Below are 20,861 nucleotides of genomic sequence, written 5' to 3'. Positions count from 1 at the left end.
GTCCCCTGTCTTGTGATCTCTGATTGCTCAATCATCTGCCCTGTGACCGTTCAATGCAGATAGTCAGTTTTTTTGCTAAAACCTGAACGTGAGGTTCATTCAGCATTGTTATATGATCACCTGAAACAAGGTGAATATCCAGAGGTTGAGCAGAAAACTTGTCCCAGCCAAATCCTAGTTCTTCTAAAATCTCAGAGTTTGCATGACTAACAGCATCAATCTCGCTAGCGTTAAAAAACGTAATCACAGCCGGAGAGATTGCTTGTGGCATATAAACAGAAGCAGTTTGATGGTTAGTTTTGAAAACCTGCACGCCTCCGCGAAGTTGCTTGATTCCAACATTAGGAGGTAGTAAATTGACCATTTGTAACTGCTGTTTGAAGTAGTTCAGTTGCTCCATAGGATCAAGAACTTTGAGAGCTTCTTCAGATACGTTTAAACTTTTTGCGTAAACCTTTTCAAATAAGCTAGCAATCATGTTCAGCCATCCAGCATCATCCAGGTGATTAAAATTTAGTTCATTAGTTCTATAACCTGGTGCAACAGAGTCCAAAAGGGCAAGTAGAGCGACCTCATATCCCCGCTTATGTAACTGAGTCGCCATCTCAAAAGCTACCATACCGCCAAAGGAATGACCACCCAAAAGGTACGGTCCAGAGGGTTGAATGGACTGTATTGCTTCAATATAATAAGCTGCCATATCCTCTATTCGTGTGTGCGGTTTTGATTCCCCGTCAAGACCGAGTGATTGTAGTCCATAGAATGGTTGCTCTTTACCTAAATGATGTGCCAAGTTGTACAAGTAGATAGTATTGCCACCCGCTCCAGGCACGCAGAAGAAAGGTCGCTTAGAACCATTAGGTTGAATAGGTACTAAAGGAGACCAATTTAAAGCATCTATCGGCTGGCGGAGAATAGTCGCTAGTTGTTCAATAGTTGAGTTTTGGAAGAGTGTCGCCAAGGGTAGATTTTGCTTGAATTGCTGCTCAATCTGAGCCATCAATTGCACCGCTAAAAGAGAATGACCACCCAGTTCAAAGAAATTATCCTTTACTCCAACAGGGTAGACTTTCAAAACTTCTGCCCAAATTTGGGCCAGTTTCTGTTCTACGATGTCAAGGGGTGGGACAAAACTAGCTTGCACAGAAAGGTTGTTTGTATCAGGTGCAGGCAGGGCACGGCGGTCTACCTTACCGTTGGGCGTCAGGGGCAACGACTCCAGCATCACTATTGCAGATGGTAGCATGTACTCTGGCAGCTTTACTTTGAGGAATTGACGCAGTTCGCTAATTGTGGGTGCCTTGTGCTGTTGTGGCACGATGTAAGCGACTAAGCGTTGCTCCCCTGGGGTGTCTACTCTAGCTGTGACGACAACTGAGTGAACTGATGGGTGTTCGCTCAGCACTGCTTCTATCTCGCCTAACTCGATGCGGAAGCCGCGAATCTTGACCTGGTTATCGATGCGTCCCAGGTATTCTATGTTACCATCCGGTAAATAGCGTGCTAAGTCCCCAGTTTTATATAATTTTGAATTTTGAATTTTGAATTTTGAATTGTAAAAGGGGTTAGGGATGAATTTTTCTTGTGTTAACTGTGGACGGTTGAGGTAGCCTCGCGCTAAACCAACGCCACCAATGTGCAACTCTCCTGGTACACCGATGGGGACTGGTTGCAGATTGCTGTCTAGGATGTAGATTTGCGTGTTGGCGATTGGGCGACCAATGGAAGCTTTGTTGTCGCCATCAGTGCATTTTGCTACAGTGGCACAGACACTAGCTTCTGTTGGCCCGTAGGCGTTGAAGAAGTTTCTGTTAGTAGACCAAAGTCTTATCACCTCAGCAGAACAAGCTTCTCCTGCTACAATCATTGTTTGCAGTGCGGGGAGTTCTTCAACAGGCAGGACACAGAGCGCCGACGGAGGTAGCGTAATATGCGTAATGCAATCATCGCGTAATCGCTGAATTAACGGCATACCAGGCAGTAGAGAGTCTTTTGTTCCCAGGTAAAGTCTTGCCCCTGAGGCTAAAGCCATCACGATTTCTGAGATAGAAGCATCAAAACTGAGAGAGGCAAACTGAAGAATACGACTTGAGTTTTGGACGCCAAAAGTCTGAATCTGGGCTTGAGCTAAGTTGCAAAGTCCGGTGTGCGTAACCATCACACCCTTCGGTCTGCCTGTAGATCCGCTCGTGTAAATCACATTCGCCAGATTAAAAGCCCTCACCCCACTGATCGGGTTATGGTGGTAGTTTTGGGCGATTTGTTCACAGACCTCATCCAAACAGAACGCTTGAGCTTGATGCTGTGGTAATCTCTCAACTAAGTGCTGTTGCGTCAGCAGTATTCCTACAGTAGCATCTTCTAACATGAAACTAAGACGTTGTGTTGGATATTCTGGGTCAAGCGGCACATAAGCCCCACCCGCCTTGAGTATCCCAAGTAGTCCCACCACCATTAAGAGTGAACGTTCCACACACAGACCAACCAGCACCTCAGGACCAACACCCAAACTTCTCAACTGATGCGCCAATTGGTTAGCGCGACAATTCAACTCGTAGTAGGTAAGCTGTTGATTTACTCTTCGAGAAGCCGCGCAGAGCGCGTCTACATACACAATTGCTACTGCATCCGGGGTGCGTTGTGCCTGTTCCTCAAACAATTGATGGATACACTTATCAGTAGGATACTCCACAGTAGTATCATTCCACTCCACGAGTAACTGTTGTTGCTCTGGCTCAGTAAGCAGGGGCAATTGGGAAACCGGCCCAATAGGATTGGCAACAATCCCACAAAGCAATGTCTGGAAATGCCCCAGCATACGGATAATCGTGGCATCATCAAATCGGTTAGTATCATAGCTGATTTTCACAGACAATTGCTCACCAAAGACAGCTGCCACTACTGTTATGGGATAATTGGTTTGTTCAATGCCCCGAATACTAGAAATTTCCAAACTGCCATTGCGTGGTTGCACAGCAGCATCGACTGGATAATTCTCAAACACTACAATGCTCTCAAACAAGGAGGTTCCCCTGGGGACTTCGCTCCAGCCCTGAATCTCAACTAGTGGACTATATGAGTATTGCTCACACTCAAATGCTAGTGCCTGTAAATCCTTTAACAAAGGCAGCAGTTGTGTTTCTCTTGAGACTTGTACTCGCACTGGCAGGGTGTTGATAAACAGTCCCACTATAGATTCTATGCCCACAAGAGATGGCGGACGACCAGACACAGTGGCACCAAAAACGACATCTGTTTCTCCACTGTAACGACACAGCAGTAGTGCCCAGGTTGCCTGCACCAGATTATTCACACTGAGTTGATGCTGTCGTGCAAAAGACTGTACATCAGCTGTTGCTTGCACGCTCAACTGGATTTGTTGTTCACTGTAGCTAGAGTGTGACTGCTCTCGGTTTGACAATGGTTTATCCACTGTCAAAGGAGTTGGTGCAATAAAGCCTTGGAGTTTTTGTCGCCAAAATTTTTCAGCTAGTGCTAAGTCTTGTTTCTGTAGCCAAGCGATGTAGTTTCGGTAGCTTGCAGTTGGTTCATAACGCAAACTTTCACCTTGAGAAAATGCTTGATAAAAGTACAATAGGTCTTTGAAAATCAAAGGTACCGACCAGCCATCAAGCAATATGTGATGAAAACTCCAAACAAATTGATAACAGTCCTTATCCAATTGAATGAGATTGAGGCGCATCAATGGTGCAACAGAAAGTTGAAAGCCCTGCTGCCGTTGTGAGTGCAAGAAAATTTCTAATTGCTGTTGCTGTTGTTCAACAGATAACTCTCGCCAGTCAAGAGTCTCTACAGTGACTTTCACTTGGTGATACACTACTTGAAGTGGTTCGCTCAAGTGTTCCCAAACAAAAACAGTCCTCAAGACGGAATGCCGCGCTACCACTTGCTGCCAAGCTTGCTCAAAGGCTTGCACTTCCAGGTTTCCCCTCAAGGTGCAACTCAACTGCTCAAAATACACTCCCGATTCTGGGGCATACAAACTATGAAAGAGCATGCCTTGTTGCATGGGCGAGAGCGGATAAATATCCTCAATATTTTTCCAGTTGGTTTTGCCCAGTTCTTGTTTGAATGCTAGGCTTACCAACACTTGGTCGAGTTCTAGCTGGCTAAGCTTGACTAATGGAAAATCTGAAGGTGTATAACCTCCGCTTTCATGAGCTAAACAATGAACAATCAGCTCACGCAATGTCAGTACGAACTCTTGCGCTATACTCTCGATTGTGGCGTGTTTATGGATATTTGTGCTGTATGTCCAATTTATTTGCAGTTGATTTCCAATAATCATGCCAGTAATATCTAGCATGTGAGTGCGACTGCCATGCAAACTTTGGTTAGCTCCAGCAGACTCAGTAGCTAGTTGGATACCAGAAGACGTATTTAAAACTTGATCAAATTGACCCAGATAATTGAAGCTGATCTGTGGTTGAGGAAGTGTTTGTAGTTTGGTGCTGATTTCTGCGTCCCGACTAAGATAGCGCAATAAGCCATAGCCAATTCCCTTGTTTGGAATGGCGCGCAACTGTTCTTTGACCAATTTTAAGGCATCTTTGGGATTGTCTGTTACTTTTAGTTCTATAAGCACAGGGAAAATCGTCGTAAACCAACCGACAGTGCGTGATAAATCAACATTCTCAACAATATCTTCCCGCCCATGACCTTCTAAATTGAGCAGCACAGAATTAGAGTTCGTCCATCTCCCCAATAAGAGCACCAAAGCAGTCAACAGCACATCGTTAATCTGAGTGTTGTAAGCTTTAGGCACATCTTGCAACAGCGCTGTTGTTTCTGCCGAATTTAACGACACTCTGACTGTACTAGCAGATGCGACAGTGTTAATTCCCTGTGCATAATCCACTGGTATAGAAGAAACTGAGGAGCGAGATTCACTCAGCCAATAAGCTAGTTCTGATTTGAGAGCAACTCCCAGCGCATATTCTGCTAGTCGGTAAGCCCAATCTTTGAAAGAAGTTGTCTTGGGAGGTAACGCCAGCACTTTGCCCTGACTAATTTGCTGGTAAGCTGTCTGCAAATCCTCCAGCAAAATTCGCCAGGAAACGCCGTCAACTACCAAATGGTGGATAACTATGAGTAATCGGCTCGGTTTGTCAACACCCAGCGTAAGAAAGGCAACTCGCACTAAATCCTTTGACAGATTTAAGCTAGCCTGTAATTGTGCTGCAGTCGTTTCAATCGCAGTTGTTTGCTCACCTGCTGATAGTGTAGATAAATCTACCCACAAGAAAGCAGCGTTATCAGCACTCTTGACGTGAATCTGTTGCCAATCAGACTCAGACAATACAAAGCGTAAGCGTAGGGCATCATGATGTAACAGCAAGTACTGCACAACTTGCTCTAATAATTCTGGTTTCCACTCAGGTGGCACAGATAGCAGAAATGATTGATTGAAGTGGTGTGGTTGTGGTATATTCTGCTGAAAGAACCAGTGTTGAATCGGCGTCAGTGGTGCCGCTCCTGTCACCAGACCTTGTTCTGCCACGATAGCCCCAGTTGTGCTTGCTACTGCTGCTAACTCAGATATTGTCTGATGCATAAACAGCTGCTTGGGACTGAGCACAATTCCTATCTGATTTGCTCTGGCAATAATTTGAATACTGAGAATCGAATCTCCACCGAGTTCAAAGAAGTTATCATGTATGCCCACTTGTTTCACTCTCAGGACACCAGCCCAAATGTGCGCCAGCATTTCTTCAATTCGGGTGCGCGGGGCAACATATTTGTCTAACAGTTCGCGATTTAACTCTGGTGCTGGTAGGGCACGGCGATCTACTTTACCGTTCGGAGTCAGAGGCAGGGACTCCAGGATAACTATCGCCTGAGGCACCATGTACTCTGGCAGCTTTGCTTTGAGGAATTGACGCAATTCGCTAATTGTGGGTGCTTTGTGTTGTTGTGGCACGATATAGGCGACTAAGCGTTGACCCCCTGGGGTGTCAACACCTGCTGTGACCACAACTGAGTGAACTGATGGGTGTTGACTCAGTACTGCTTCTATCTCGCCTAACTCGATGCGGAAGCCGCGAATCTTTACCTGGTTGTCGATACGTCCCAAGTATTCGATATTGCCATCAGGCAAATAGCGTGCTAGGTCCCCGGTTTTGTAGAGGCGGGAATTTGGGTCAGTGCTGAAGGGGTTGGGGATGAATTTCTCAGTTGTCAACTGTGGGCGGTTGAGATAGCCTCGTGCCAAACCAGCACCACCGATGTACAACTCTCCTGGTACACCAATTGGCACTGGTTGTAAGTGCGAGTCTAGGATGTAAACTTGCGTATTGGCGATTGGGCGACCGATGGGAGGTGAGATATGCTCTCGCCCATTGGCAACTACCAGCCCAGAAGTTGTGACAACAGTATTCTCAGTTGGACCATAATTATTTACTACGAGTAAGGGGAGTAAATCTGATGGATACTGATGAAGCTTATCCCCTCCAGTCAGTATATAACGCATTGCTAAACTTTGTGTCCATTCCAAAGACAGTAATTCCTGTGCAAGTGGTGTTGGCAAAAAACTGATAGTGACCTTTTGTGATATCAACCAATCTCGCAACTCAACAGGTGAGCCAAGCAGTTCATATTTAACTAAGTAGATACTTGCTCCCACAGTAAGGTAGGGCCATAATTCCCATACTGTAGCATCAAATGCTGTTCCTGCTAGCTGAGTGGCTTTGTCTAATCGAGTGATTTCAAAGGCTCTTTTGTGCCAGAACACCAGATTTAGCAGTCCTTGATGAGCAACCAGCACTCCCTTGGGCGCTCCCGTAGAACCGGAGGTGTAAATCACATAAGCCAAATGACTTGCTTGCACACCAGTGATTGGATTATTCTGACTCAACTGACTAATAAGGGACCACTCAGTATCCAAGCATACAAGCTGCGCTTGATGCTGTGGTAGTCTCTCAACCAAGTGTTGTTGGGTCACAAGCACTCCTACTTGAGCATCTTCTAGCATGAAACTAAGGCGTTGTGTTGGATACTCTGGGTCTAAGGGCACATAAGCACCACCCGCCTTGAGAATTGCCAACAGTCCCACTACCATCTCTAGTGAGCGTTCCACATAAATGCCGACCAGTACATCTGCTCTTACACCCAAAGACCGCAAGTAGTGCGCCAATTGGTTCGCACGACAATTCAACTCATCGTAGGTAAGTTGTTGATTTTCATACACCACTGCCACTGCATGGGGGGTGCGCTCTACCTGTTCTTCAAACAACTGATGGATACACTTATCAGTAGGATACTCCACAGTCGTCGAGTTCCACTCGACGAGTAACTGCTGTCGCTCAACTTCACTCAGCAAGGGCAATTGCGAAATCGGCTGCTGTGGATTGCTCACAATCCCCTCAAGCAATGTCTGGAAATGCCCCGCCATCCGCTTGATAGTGGTAGCATCAAACAAGTCAGTGTTGTACTCCCACACACCCACCAGTCCCGTAGCAGTGTTCTCCATTGATAAAGTTAAATCAAACTTTGCAGTTGCGCTTTCTGCCACTAATGGACTGACACTTAACCCAGTCAGGTTGAGTTGAGGCATAGGCGCATTCTGGAGGACAAACATCACCTGAAACAGCGGTGTATGGCTTAAGTCCCGTTGTGGCTGCAATGCTTCCACCAACATTTCAAATGGCAAATCTTGATGAGCATAGGCATCGATTGCCATGTCCCTGACGCGACCGAGTAATTCACTAAAGCTGGGATTACCTGAGACATCAGTACGCAGAACTAAAGTATTGACAAAAAAGCCAATTAACCCTTCAAGTTCACGAAGATTGCGATTAGCAATGGGAGACCCCACCAGGATGTCTTCCGTACCTGTGTAGCGATAAAGTAATATATCAAACGCGGCCAACAGCGTCATGAATAAGGTGACTCCTTGTTGCTGACTCAGTTGTGTGAGCGCAAGAGTTAGCTTAGAAGACAGTGCAAAGGTAAGATGTGCCCCAGCGAAGGTTTGCTCTGCCCCTCTGGGTCGGTCGGTGGGGAGCGATAATAAAGCTGGTGCGTTTGCCAGTTGTTGTTGCCAGTAAGCCAGTTGGGTTTGCAGTACTTCCCCTTGCAACCACTGTCTCTGCCACACTGCAAAGTCCGCGTACTGAACTTTTAGTGGCGCTAAAGGTGTTAGCGTAGCGTCCCGCAGGCCGGGCTGACCTTGAGAATAAGCATTATACAGCGCTGCCAGTTCCTGAACAAACACACCCATTGACCATCCATCACTGATGATGTGATGCATACACACAAGTAAAATATATTCTGTCTGCTTAAGTACTACTAATGTCGTCCTGAATAACGGTTCACTTGCTAGATCAAACGGTTGCTGCGCAAGTGAGCTCGCCAATTGTTGTGTTGCGATTTCTTGCTCAGTTATGGGTAAATGCTGCCAGTCAACAATTGACAATGTCCAAGCAGTTTCTGAGTGAATGATTTGAACCGGTTGTCCATCAACTGTAATGAAGTTAGTGCGTAAGGCTTCGTGGCGATGAATAATTTCTCGCAAGCTTTGTTCTAAGGCTGTCACTTGAAGCTGACCTTGCAGTCGCACAGCCCCAGGAATATTGTAGAAAGCACTGTTGGGCTTTAACTGGTCTAAAAACCACAAACGCTGTTGAGCAAATGACAGTGGTAAGTCTGCATTCCTTGGGGTTGGTAAAAGCGGTGGTACTGTCAATTCTAACTGCTGTTGCTGCCACTGCTGTATCTCTCGCGCCAATTGTGCAACTGTCACTGCTGCAAACACGCTGCGCAATGGAAGTTCCACTTTCAAGCAGGTACGTATGCGTGAAATCAGTTGGGTTGCCAGCAGCGAGTGTCCTCCAAGTTCAAAGAAGTTATCATGAATGCCTACTTGTTTCACTCTCAGGACACCAGCCCAAATGTGCGTCAGCATTTCTTCGATTGGGGTGCGCGGGGCAACATATTTGTCTAACAGTTCACGATGTAACTCTGGCGCTGGCAGGGCACGGCGGTCTACTTTACCGTTGGGCGTTACGGGCAAAGCTTCCAAAATGACTATTGCAGATGGCACCATGTATTCTGGCAGCTTTACTTTGAGAAATTGACGCAACTCGCTAATTGTGGGCGCTGTGGGAAGTTGTGGCACGATGTAGGCGACTAGGCGCTGATCCCCTGGGGTGTCAACTCTCGCTGTGACCACAACTGAGTGAACTGATGGGTGTTGGCTCAATACTGCTTCTATCTCCCCCAATTCGATGCGGAAGCCGCGAATCTTTACCTGATTGTCGATGCGTCCTAGGTATTCGATGTTGCCATCAGGCAAATAACGGGCTAAGTCTCCTGTCTTGTACAGACGATTCCATTTTGAATTTTGAATTTTGAATTTTGAATTTTCAAAGGGGTTGGGGATGAATTTCTCAGTTGTCAATTCTGGGCGGTTGAGGTAGCCTCTTGCCAACCCCGCACCAGCAATATGTAATTCTCCTGGTACACCGATGGGGACTGGTTGTAAATGCGAGTCTAGAATGTAGATTTGCGTATTGGCGATTGGGCGACCGATGAAGGCTTTGTTGTCGCCATCAGTGCATTTTGCCACAGTGGCACAGACACTAGCTTCTGTTGGCCCGTAAGCGTTGAAGAAGTTTCTGCCAGCAGACCAAAGTCTTATCACCTCAGCAGAACAAGCTTCTCCTGCCACAATCATTGTTTGCAGTGCGGGGAGTTCCTCAACAGGCAGGACACAGAGCGCCGACGGTGGTAGCGTAATATGCGTAATGCAATCATCGCGTAATCGCTGAATTAACGGCATACCAGGCAGTAGAGAGTCTTTTGTTCCCAGGTAAAGTCTTGCCCCTGAGGCTAAAGCCATCACGATTTCTGAGATAGAAGCATCAAAACTGAGAGAGGCAAACTGAAGAATACGACTTGAGTTTTGGACGCCAAAAGTCTGAATCTGGGCTTGAGCTAAGTTGCAAAGTCCGGTGTGCGTAACCATCACACCCTTCGGTCTGCCTGTAGATCCGCTCGTGTAAATCACATTCGCCAGATTAAAAGCCCTCACCCCACTGATCGGGTTATGGTGGTAGTTTTGGGCGATTTGTTCACAGACCTCATCCAAACAGAACGCTTGAGCTTGATGCTGTGGTAATCTCTCAACTAAGTGCTGTTGCGTCAGCAGTATTCCTACAGTAGCATCTTCTAACATGAAACTAAGACGTTGTGTTGGATATTCTGGGTCAAGCGGCACATAAGCCCCACCCGCCTTGAGTATCCCAAGTAGTCCCACCACCATTAAGAGTGAACGTTCCACACACAGACCAACCAGCACCTCAGGACCAACACCCAAACTTCTCAACTGATGCGCCAATTGGTTAGCGCGACAATTCAACTCGTAGTAGGTAAGCTGTTGATTTACTCTTCGAGAAGCCGCGCAGAGCGCGTCTACATACACAACTGCCACAGCATCCGGGGTGCGTTGTGCCTGTTCCTCAAACAACTGATGGATACACTTATCAGTAGGATACTCCACAGTCGTGTCATTCCACTCCACGAGTAACTGCTGTTGCTCTGGCTCAGTAAGCAGGGGTAATTGGGAAATTGACTCAATAGGATTGGCAACAATTCCACAAAGCAATGTCTGGAAATGACCCGCCATCCGCTCGATAGTACTGCTATCAAACAAGTCGGTGTTATATTTCCAGATACCTTTGAGCGGTCCTGTGACATCAAAAATGGTCAAAGTTAAATCAAAAGCAGCCCCTTTTGACTCTGGAGTTATAGACTCCACAATTAACCCATCACTATCCATCAGTGATAATTGTCCCTCACTTTGGCGAGAGCGATCCCAGACGAACGCCACTTGATAAAGTGGTGAACGGCTTGGGTCGCGTAACGGTTGCAGTCGCTCGACTAGCACCGGGAACGGATAGTCTTGGTGTTCTAGCGCACCTAACACACAAGAACGCACTCGGCAAAGCAACTCTCGAAATGTAGGATTTCCAGAAAGATCCGCACGGCATACAACGGGATTAGCAAAATAACCAACAATCCTTTCAAAATCAGTTAGGCTGCGACCAGCCATTGGAGTGCCAATTAAGATATCTTCTTGATTTGTGTAGCGTAGTAATAGTACCTGGAATGCTGCTAGCACGATTGTGTAAAGAGTTACACCTTCTGCTTTTACTAGTTCCAAGAGTTTATCGGTCAGTTTTTCCTCTAGAACGAAAGAGTAGGAAGCGCCTTCATAAGTTTGCACTGGTGGTCTGGGTCGATCTGTTGGCAAATTCAGTATCGGCAACTCTCCAGCTAACTGATCACGCCAGTAGTTCCACAACCGCTCTCCTTGCTGACTTGCTAACATTTGGTTTTCCCACCGTACGTAATCAAAGTATTGCAGGTTTTGGGGTGGGAGTGCGACCTGTTGACCTGTCTTGATTGCTTCATAAAACACCCTAAGTTCACTGACAAGCAATTCCAAAGACCAAAAATCCACAACTATGTGGTGTGCCGTCATTAGCAGAATCACTTCTTTTCCAGCTGACGCATCTGTTAAGGTGTTTTTAATCAACAAATTAAAGCGTAGTACAGGTCCGTTGTTCAGGTCGAAGGGGCGATCGCTTTCACTCACAAGCCAGTTGTGAAAGTCATCTTGGCTCCAATTAGCAGCTTCTTGCACACTAAAGCAGACTTCTTGATTTTCTTGAATCGTTTGCACTGGTTCACCGTGCTGTACGGTGTAGGTAGTTCTCAGAACTGGATGGCGCTCAATTAAGGCGATCGCTGCCTGTCGCAATGCTGGAATGTCTACATTCGACACTAAGCGTGCTGCATATGCAAGGTTGTAAGCAGCACTATTAGGTGCTAGTTCGTATAAGAACCAAAGTGCTTTTTGTCTATAGGAAAGAGGGTCAGTTTTTGCAGTGTCAGTACGCTTTTGCAGTAGGTAAATAATTTCTTCTTTATATTGCTTAATTTCTACCAATAATTCAGGAGTCAATACGTTTTCAGGCGCTCGATAGCGCAGCTTGTCTCCATCAACCCACAGTTCAACATTCTTGGCTGAAAGATTTTCGAGCAGATCTGTTAAATTCATAATTCTCCTTCAATCCAACTGTTCTGACTTAATGTAACTGTGGGTACAATAGATACTTTTGAGGTATAACTAACCTCAAAAAGTTGCTCGCTGACAAGTTTTGTTAAATCGACGACACTCAAACCATCCAAGAATTTTGTTATTGGGATGTCCACTCCTAACTCTGCTCTCAGACGATTCCTAAGTTCGATAACCATCAGGGAATCAAGTCCCGTGCGGTTAAGAGGCTCATCAATATTTAGTCCTAGTGCGCTTATTCCTAGAGCTTTGGCAATCTGTTGTTGAAGGTAAATAATTAACAGTGATTGACGTTTCTCTGTTGAGGCTGTCTTTAATTGGTCTAAAATTTGGGGCAGTTGGGTTGCCTTTTGCTCAGATAGTTCTAGTTTCTGAACTTTTGGTACTAACTCAGCAATCAAAGCAGGGTATCCACTCAATTGAAATTGCTCAAGAAACTTCGACCAGTTAATGTGTATGACTCCGAGTTGAGCGGTATCTTTTTGCACTACTTGTTCAAGAATTTCTAGTACCTGCTGCGATTCGAGTGGCTCTACTCCTTGAGCTATCAACTGGGCAAAGCGCTTGTTATCGACAATCTGTGACATACCGACTCTTGACAAGGGTCCCCAATTGATGCTTAACCCTGGTAAACCTAGTAGCTTTCTTAGATGTGCCAGAGAATCTAAAAAGGTGTTTGCCGCTGCATAACTAGCTAACCCTGAAAAACTACCTGAAAAACTAAATATAGACGCAGCTGAAGAGAAAAGTACAAAGAAGTCCAAAGGCATATCTTTGGTTAGGGTATGTAAATTCCATGCACCACTCACCTTGGGTGCAAAAACTTTGGCAAACTGTTCCCATTGATATTCTTGTAGCAAACGAGCATCATAGATACCTGCTGCATGGATAACGCCTCGCAACGGCGGTACAGATGTTTTGATTTGAGTGAGTAAAGAAGTCACTTGTTCTTCTTGTGATACATCAGCTTGAACTACTACAACCTGAGTTCCAGTCTCTTCAAGTGCTCTTAGGGTTGCTGTAGCAGCTTCGTCAGGTTTGCTACGCCCTACTAGAACTAAGTGCTTTGCCCCATGCTCTACCATCCATTTTGCTACTAGTAAACCAATTCCACCAAGACCACCTGTGATTAAGTAGGTAGCATCAGCTTTTAGCTGCAAAGACTTTTTGACAATTTTATCACTGCGTACTAATCGGCTAACATACCGTTGCCCATTGCGAAAAGCTATATGAGTTTCACTATTAGTTGGCTTGTATGAACAAATTTCTGCAAATAAGGCTTGTGCGTTGTTATTTCCTACAGGATCTAGATCTACCAGGGTACAGTTAAATTCTGGATGCTCATTTGTAATTACTTTTCCTAATCCCCACACAGGCGATTGGGCTACCCCAACAAGAGTAGATTCTACACCCACTCGTTGTGCTCCTTTCGTCACCAGCCACAAGGTAGGAGGCGGGGAAAATTCTTTACTAATTAAAGACTGAACTAGGGACAAGACACCACCACATCCTGTTTGCGAGGCAACTTCTAAATCTGCTACTGTTAGAGCGTCTGCCGAAACTGTATCTAAGCTCCACAAATAAACTACTCCACGCCAGAGAGCCTTATCTTTAGCCACCTGTTCAAGTAGCAGTTGCTGAAAGTCTTTTGGTGAGGCTGGGTTAATACTGAACTCTTGCTCTGATATTTGTTTATACTCCGTACCAGGAAAGACGAGGATACAAGCTTCTTTTTGCGATAAGCCGGGTACGGCTTGCGCCAAGGGCGATCGCAACAGTACACTTAACTGTTCACCAATACCTTGATTGTCAGCAAAAATTAACCAACTTCCTGGTTTTGTTTTGATTTTATTATATAAAAATATACTATGCTGCATACTACGATGCGACATCAACTGCTCTGCTTGAAGCTTTAGGCGATGCTCCACAGGAGCCGCTTCGCGATGCTCCCAAAGGGAGCCGCGCAAGGCGCGATCAGCCGGAGGCTTAATGCTACGCGTATCGCGAACTTCTGTAGGAGCTGGTATGTCATCTCCAAATGACTGTTTCTGTATATTCCCTTGCTCTCGCCAAACTATTTCATAGCACAAGTCTTGGATGAAGTCTGGTATTAAGTGTTGCTTGTGTTCCCTGACTAAGACTGATAACAATTCAGGCAGTAATTTTATCTGTTCAGGTGAAAAATTCCCCACCTTTTGCACTAACTGAGCTAACTGTTCAATATTTCCCGCCTCAAGCAATTTAGTGATCGGAGTTTGGATATTTTCTGGCGATAAAGACTCTGCTTGTTGATGTCTTTGTTCAGAAGTTTCAATCCAATAGCGTTGCTGCTGCCAGGGATAAGTTGGTAGGCTGATCAACTGTCGCCTGTAGCTGCTGTCAAAACCAGACCAGTCTACAGGTACTCCACAGGTATATAATTTTCCTAAACTCTGGAGTAAAAGCTTCCAATCATCCTGCCCTTGACGTAGACTTGGCAGCCAAACGCCTACTTTTTCTGGAAGACAGTTGCGCCCCATCCCCAACAAGGTTGGTTTTGGTCCAATCTCAACAAAGATATCATAACCATTAGCATGAAGTGTCTTTAAACTGTCAGCAAATCGCACACAGTTGCGTAAATGTTTCCCCCAATACTCAGGCGTAATATCTTCTTTAGTTAATGTTTTTGCTGTCAAGTTAGAGATTAGATCAATTTGAGGAGCACCATATGTGACACTAGCAGCAATTTGATGGAATTCTGCCAGCATTGGCTCCATTAGAGGTGAGTGAAAGGCGTGGGAAACCTGTAGCTTTTTTGTCTGAATTCCCTCTACTTCTAAGGCAGTACAAATTGACAAAACCGCCTGCCGTTCTCCAGATATTACAGTATTTTGAGGTGCATTCATCGCAGCAAAAGCTACTTTTTTATCATTTATTTCAGCAACATTACGTATAGTTTCTGATGCCGCAAACACTACGACCATTTCTCCGTCTGGCGGTAAACCCTGCATCAGGAGGCTTCTAGAAGCAATCAACTTCAGTCCATCTTCCAGGCTGAAGACTCCCGCCACAGTCGCAGCAACGTATTCTCCTATACTATGACCCATTACGGCTGTGGGTACGACACCCCAAGATTTCCAAAGCTGGAAAAGTGCATATTCAATAGCAAATAAAGCCGGTTGGGTATAAGCAGTTTGGTTTAATAGCGAAGTCTCTCCCGGTTGGGGGTAAAGAACGCTTAGCAGTGACTTGTCTAGATAGGAACGTAAAATTTCATCGCAACGGTCTAAGGTTTGCCGAAAGATGGGCGCTGTTTCGTAGAGCTGGCGTCCCATGTCGATATATTGCGAACCTTGTCCAGTAAATAAAAATGCGACTTTTGGATGCTTCTTACTTTTTACCTGACCACTGACAACTGTAGTAGTATCCTGATTAGCAGTAAAAGCAGATAGTTCTTTTTGCAACTGCACCTTAGATTCAGCCACAACAGCGAGGCGGTAGTTAAAATGCTCGCGCCCCGTGTTAGCAGTAAAACAAACATCTGCTAGCAACACCTCAGGATGGTTCAAAAGAAACTCCTGATAACGTTGTGCCATCTCTAAGAGTGCTTTCTCACTTTTAGCTGACAAGGTCAGAAGATGCAAAGGACGTTCAATTGAATCTTCTTTTTGAATTTTCGTAGAGTGCAAGGACGCAGTCCATTTTGAATTTTGAATTTCTGAGGGTGCTTCTGCCAAAACCACATGAGCATTTGTGCCGCCAAATCCAAAGGAACTTACCCCAGCTAGTGCCAAATCATTTCCTTGTGGCCAAGGGGACAAGGTTTGTTGAACTCGTAGCGGCAGTTTATCAAAGGGAATATAAGGATTTGGCTTTTGAAAATGCAGGCTTGGTGGAATTTGTCGATGTTTGAGAGACAATGCCACTTTAATCAACCCGGCAATTCCTGCTGCTGCTTCTAGGTGTCCAATATTAGTTTTAACTGAACCTACAGCACAGACGTTTCCTGGCAACCGATCCTGGGAGAGCACTTTTCCCAAAGCCTTCATTTCTATAGGATCTCCCAGACTTGTACCTGTACCATGAGCTTCAATATACTGAACTTGCCCAGGCGAGATACCACTGAGTTGGTAGGCAGAACGCACAACAGCTTCTTGTGCCTGTGGATTTGGAGCGGTAAGTCCATTACTACGTCCATCCTGGTTGACTGCGCTTCCTCTAACAAGTGCGTAAATGCGATCGCAGTCAGCCAAAGCTTGCGATAGAGGCTTCAAAATGACGACGCCTGCCCCTTCGCCACGAACATAGCCATCTGCTCGAGCATCAAAGGTTTTGCAACGACCGTCAGGAGCCATGAACCCTGCTAGAGCAAAGTTAGCTGTGGCTTTTGGCAACAACAAGACATTCACTCCTCCAGCGACGGCAAGGGTAGACTCTTGCTTCCATAAACTCTGACATGCATAGTGAACTGCAACAAGTGAAGAGGAGCAAGCTGTATCAAACGCTATACTTGGTCCTGTAAAATTAAATACATAGGAAATGCGGTTAGCTGCGATGCAATGAGAAGTCCCAGTCGTCATATAGATGTCTTGACCAGAATTGCCCCATGTCAACACAGAAAAATCTTGAGTTGATATTCCAATAAAGACACCTGTTTGCGTACCTGCTAGATACTTCGGTATTTGCCCAGCATCTTCTAATGCTTCCCAGGTAACTTCTAGCAACAGCCGCTGCTGGGGATCCATACTGGTGGCTTCGCGTGAAGAAATACCAAAAAATTTGGGGTCAAACTGATCTACCTGCTCTAGAAAACCACCCCAACGAGTATTTATTTTGTCTAGTTTTTCTGAGTTTGGATCTAAGTCCCAACGAGAAGGAGACATTTCTGAAATAGCATCCACCCCATTGCACAGTAGATGCCAAAAAGCTTCTGGACTATTAGCTTTAGGAAAACGACATCCTATTCCAATGATGGCGATTGGTTCTGTATTCATTCTTATTTAAAAAAGGTTACCTACAAGTGAAAGTTACAGGGAGAGTTTTTAAACCCCGTAAGGCTATGTTCTTTCGCCACTCTAGTTTGTCTGGAACTAACTTCAAATCGGGGAATTGTTGTACGAGTGTATTGATAGCAATTTGAGCCTGAGCGCGTGCTAGCGCAGATCCTAAGCAAGAATGAATACCATCACCAAAGGCAAGATGGTTATCCTGACATCGATTAATATTGAACTGATCCGGGTCAGGAAACTGAGCTGGATCTCGGTTAGCAGACCCTAGACAAAGAATTATCTTTTCGCCTGTTTTAATTGTTTGGTTACCTATTTCTATATTGTCGATAGCAATACGGTTTGTCATCTGAACTGGGCTATCGTAGCGAAGTATTTCTTCAACAGCATTTTGGATCATTGTTGGTTCCCGTTTGAGCGTTTCCATTTGCTCAGGGTGACTTAGCAATGCCAGCATGCCATTGCCTATTGTGTTCACTGTAGTTTCTTCACCTGTCATAAATAACAATATACAAGTTGCCAATAGTTCCTCTTGACTCAGTCTTTCACCTTGCTCTCTAGCTGCAATCAAGTCACTAATGAGGTCCTGTTGTGGATCTTTTTCTCGTTCGGCAACCAGGTTGCGTAAATACTCTTGAAAGTCTTCAATAACTTTATTGATAACTTCGTACTCTTCTAACGACACTAAAGAATCCAAGATACGAGAGAAAACATTAGACCACTGATGAAGCTGGTCTTGAGCCTCGTTTGGTATTCCCAACATTTTACTAATAACAGTCACAGGTAGTGGACCGGCAAGATCGGCAATAATGTCCATAGTACCCTTGTTATGAATTGGACCCAGCAAATCATTCACAATTTCTTGGATACGGGGACGCATACGCTCAACTACTGTAGGAGAAAAGGCTTTAACGACCAAAGAGCGTAGTCTACTATGGTCTGGCGGATTCATATAAAACAAAAGTTTGTTGCTGGTATAGGCAAGGACATTCAGGTTTTTCCCCTTACCTTGGAGGTATAGATTCTTTTGCTGGATTAATTCTGGCTGATCATGAGTGCGAACACGTCCACTTCTCAAAACTGCTTTCACATCAGCATAGCGGCCAAGTACCCAATCACCTCCAACAAAGTAGCGGTGTACGGGATCTTCGGAGCGAAGGCGATAGTAAGTTGGATAAGGATTAACGTGAAACTCTTTGTCAAAAGGATTAAATTTGAATGCTTTTGCTGATCTAGTTTTTTGGATATTATTATTATCAATAATGTTTTTGTTCGTGTTATTGGTATTGTTAACTTGCTCCATATGATAATTATTTCCTTAAACACCAACTGGAGAGGTTATTAATTGTGATGACAGAGATTGGGCTGCTAAGTGCTGAGCAAGCGCTTCGATGTTAGGGTACTCCCAGAAAAGAGTGGGTTCAAGTTCACAGCCAATCCATTGTGCTAATTCACCTGTCATACTGACTGCTACGGAGGAATCTAGACCGTATGCAGCAAAAGGCTCTTGAATATCTATCTCATCCGGGGACACGAGTAGGCACAAGGCGAGATGAGAAACTAGCCTATGAGCGATCGCTTCAGATGTAAAAGCTGGTTTTAACGATTCCCGACCTGCTTGCGACTCATTTGAATTTTTTTGCACTGAGTCACATTGGGCTTCTACTTCTTGTTGGAGTTGTAGTAAGTCTATTTGTTGAAGACTTGCTGTCCAATCTCCGACGACATCCAAACTTTGATTCAAAAAACCATCCCGACAAGCTAGGCGCTGAATCTTACCACTTGATGTTTTGGGAATACTCCCTGTCTTGAGTAGCACAACAGCATAAACTTGTAGCTGGTGCTGCTCAGACACTGCCTGACGAATAGCCCTAAGTACCTCATCTACATTTAGCTTTTGTAAGTGACTTCGTTCTACCTCTTGAACAATGACTAACTGTTCAACATTTTCTACCTCCACAGAAAATGCAGCAGAGCAATTCGCTCGCAGTGCTGAATGACTCTTGTGGACTGTCAATTCAATATCCTGGGGATAATGATTTTGCCCACGGATGATAATCATGTCTTTGATGCGACCTGTGACGAATAACTCGCCATTAAGCAAAAATCCTAAATCTCCAGTGCGGAGAAACGGCCCTTCTCCTGTGTCTTGCAGTTGTGCATTAAAGGTCTGTTGAGTTTCCTGAGATCGCCTCCAGTAGCCACCAGCTACACTCGGTCCCGAAATCCAGATTTCTCCTATTTGTCCATCTGGACACTTAGTTAATGAGTCTGGGTTAGCAATAACAATTTTCTGGTCTAAGGGGCTTCTACCTACACCAACAATTGCCCTAATATCCTCTTGTTCTTCAGGTGCAGTCTCTACGAAGTTTTGCTTCAAAGGTTTATTCTTAAGTGAGCGAATAACTGGTGGAACTGTTTTCAAACCCCCAGACACAAATAAAGTTGCTTCAGCCATTCCATAGCAGGGATAAAAAGCACTTCTTCTAAAGCCACAATCTTCAAAGGTGACTGAAAACCGCTCAATAGTTTGGGCACGCACAGGTTCAGAACCGTTGAAAGCAACCTGCCAACTACTCAAATCAAGCTGAGAGCGCTGTGAGGGGGTAATCTTGTCAACACACAGGTCATAAGCAAAATTGGGCCCACCGCTGGAAGTTGCTTTATAGCGGGAAATTGCCATTAACCACTGCAAAGGTTTCTGGAGAAATACCGTAGGTGACATCAGAAAGCTTTGTATCCCTAAGTACAAAGGCTGTAGTACATTCCCTATCAATCCCATATCATGAAATAAGGGCAACCAACCAACAAATATAGTTTCTTCTGTATGCTGGAATGCTGTCTTGATCATTTCCTGGTTGTGCAGCAAATTACCATGACTTACCATCACCCCTTTCGGTGTCCCTGTAGAACCCGAGGTGTACTGTAGAAATGCCAAAGCGTCGTTATTTATTTTTAAAGGCTGCCAAGAGAGTGCAAAGTTGTCGGTAAGATTTTCGGTAGCTATGTAATGCAAAGCTGCTAGTTCTGGTTCTTGTTTTAAGCTATGTTCAATCTTGGTAAGAACAGATGTTGTTGTGAGGGCGAAACTAGCTGAGGCATCTTTGACAATAGCTTGTAATCTTGTCATGCGTTGATTGCGGCGTGGTGGATACGCAGGGACAGCAGTAACACCTGCGTACAGACACCCGAAAAAAGCGGCAATGAATTCCAGTCCAGGCGGGTACAAAAGTAGTGCTCTTTCTCCAGTAGCTTTCATGCTTTGTAGCACAGCTGCAAGCGATCGCGCTTTTTGGTCTAATGCTTGATAAGTTAAGCTAACTTCTTGAGCTTCTCCATCTACCAAAAACGTATATGCCACTTGCGTTGGTTGCTGTAGCGCTCTTTTGCGTAACAGGTCAACCAAAGTCATTTCACCAACACTCGGTACTGGAAATAAATTGTTGTCCATCCACTCTCCTGCCTCATTATAAGTACTGAGATTCCGCATTCTCAACGGTGACAATAGATTTCTATTGTTTTTTAGAAACAGATATCCCTATATTATACACTTAACATCAGTAATTAAGCCGAGCTTTGAAAAGTAAAAAGGATAATAGACATCTGCGAAATATAAGTAAACTCAGGTTTCATTCAATCTAATAGTTCTAATGTTCTGGAACAACGCGCTTAATAATTACCATCCGGTACTCTCCTCTCTCCGATGCTTTAGGGGGACAACAGGGGGATTGAATTAAGCTCAACTTCATAGAGCAATGGTATAAAGACAGAAAATT

General features: G+C 44.9%; 4 protein-coding genes. All 4 read right to left on the bottom strand.

Annotated features, from left to right (window positions below; genetic code table 11):
* Positions 1 to 31: 31 nt before the first annotated feature.
* From DP117_RS11390 to DP117_RS11370, 4 genes are read right to left on the bottom strand one after another with little or no spacing between them, the layout of a single operon-like run.
* A complete protein-coding gene (locus DP117_RS11390; RefSeq protein ID WP_169218415.1) occupies positions 32 to 12,082 on the bottom strand; it encodes a non-ribosomal peptide synthetase in 12,051 nt (4,016 codons plus the stop codon).
* Positions 12,079 to 17,073: a type I polyketide synthase gene (locus DP117_RS36155; RefSeq protein WP_248277625.1), complete on the bottom strand. Its 4,995-nt coding sequence runs from the start codon at positions 17,071 to 17,073 to the stop codon at positions 12,079 to 12,081. The genes DP117_RS11390 and DP117_RS36155 overlap by 4 nt, the downstream gene beginning before the upstream one ends.
* A gap of 16 nt (positions 17,074 to 17,089) precedes the next feature.
* Positions 17,090 to 18,388, bottom strand: a complete 1,299-nt coding sequence (locus DP117_RS11375; protein WP_169218414.1) for a cytochrome P450 — start codon at positions 18,386 to 18,388, stop codon at positions 17,090 to 17,092.
* A 15-nt stretch (positions 18,389 to 18,403) separates the two neighbouring features.
* Positions 18,404 to 20,536, bottom strand: a complete 2,133-nt coding sequence (locus DP117_RS11370) for an AMP-binding protein (protein ID WP_169218413.1) — start codon at positions 20,534 to 20,536, stop codon at positions 18,404 to 18,406.
* Positions 20,537 to 20,861 lie beyond the last annotated feature (325 nt).

It is taken from the genome of Brasilonema sp. UFV-L1, from assembly GCF_012912105.1.
In the GTDB taxonomy this organism is placed as follows: Bacteria; Cyanobacteriota; Cyanobacteriia; order Cyanobacteriales; family Nostocaceae; genus Brasilonema.
The sequence above is the reverse complement of the archived record's forward strand: the minus strand, read 5'-3'. Positions and strand labels throughout refer to the sequence as shown.

Coding starts and splice junctions, on each gene's coding strand:
- DP117_RS11370 (WP_169218413.1), bottom strand. CDS start 20,536: ATGGACAACAATTTATTTCCAGTACCGAGTGTTGGTGAAATGACTTTG.
- DP117_RS36155 (WP_248277625.1), bottom strand. CDS start 17,073: ATGAATACAGAACCAATCGCCATCATTGGAATAGGATGTCGTTTTCCT.
- DP117_RS11375 (WP_169218414.1), bottom strand. CDS start 18,388: ATGGAGCAAGTTAACAATACCAATAACACGAACAAAAACATTATTGAT.
- DP117_RS11390 (WP_169218415.1), bottom strand. CDS start 12,082: ATGAATTTAACAGATCTGCTCGAAAATCTTTCAGCCAAGAATGTTGAA.